General features: G+C 53.3%; 1 pseudogene. It reads left to right on the forward strand.

Going from position 1 to position 1,231, the window contains the following annotated elements:
- A pseudogene (locus AC1RPG_RS07725) lies at nt 1-1,231 on the forward strand (hypothetical protein); the annotation flags it as partial.

Raw genomic sequence — 1,231 nt, forward strand, 5'->3', positions numbered from 1 at the left:
CCTCTAACGCAAGTCATGATCGTGACTTCAACAGAGGGGAACACACAGCGGCAAGGTGCTTACCTGTGGGACCTAGAACAAGAAAAGTGGCGATTTGCTCTGCCCTACCAGCCCATATGCGACGCCATAATCTATGGCGCAGTAATTGATTTGTTCTACGACGTATCTGATCCCGATTCAGGTCTAGCAAGCAATGCCCAAGTTTGGCGCAACGGCATTGAGTACGCGGGCGGCACCACGTTTACAGTTAACGATGGTTCGGTATACGGAGCAACTACAGCAGTGAGTTTTGCGGCCGGTGAAGTGAAATCCGTCAACAACAAGTTTCCGAATTCTGTTGGTGCCGTCGAGATTGATATTGCGGATATACCCAATCTTCAACAGGAACTCGATAATGCTGGCAAGGTGAAGACCGTAGATGGTCAGCAACCCGATGCTAACGGCAATATTGTGGTTCAGGCATCGGATAACAACGCTGCGACCGGCACATCGCTTATCTCAGATAGCGGTTCTACTACTGGGAACATAAAACTCAAAACTCTGGTTGCTGGTAGCAACATCACCATCGCGCCTGATGCAAATGGCAACCTGAGAATCACAGGAACGGTGCCTCCACCGCCTGTTACTTCGGTGTCCGGACAAACCGGTGCTGTCGTTATATCCACGGTGAATAACAATGGAGCAACCGGTACATCGCTTATCTCAGATAGCGGTGCCACAACCGGCACAGCAAAGCTCAAGACGCTGGTAGCAGGTTCCCTGATATCGTTCTCGACGGACGCTAACGGAAACCTAGTGATCAGTAGCACCGCAACATCCGGTGCCCTGACCGCTGTGAACAACGAAGGTACGGGAACTGGACTCGTCGATAACAACGGAACGGCTGGCGGTATTGCCACGATCAAGTCGCTAGCCGCTGGCTCCAACGTCACGATCACACCATCTGGCGATGGTAAGACGCTCACGATTGCCGCCAACCAAGCAATCACACCTGCCACAACCTCTGCTATCGGCGGTGTGATCATTGGTGCTGGCATCAACGTCGGTGGAACCGGCAAGATCAGCTTGGCACCTCCGACGGGCTTGAACTTGGGCGGTGTCAAGGCCGGTACCGGAATCACGATCGCAGGAGACGGAACGATCAGTGCGACAGGTGCCGTTGCTTCGGTGTCCGGACAAACTGGCGCTGTCGTTGTCCAAGCAACGAACAACAACGGAGCAACCGGTACAT

The organism is Dellaglioa sp. CoH-57-MRSF-18 (genome assembly GCF_056781995.1).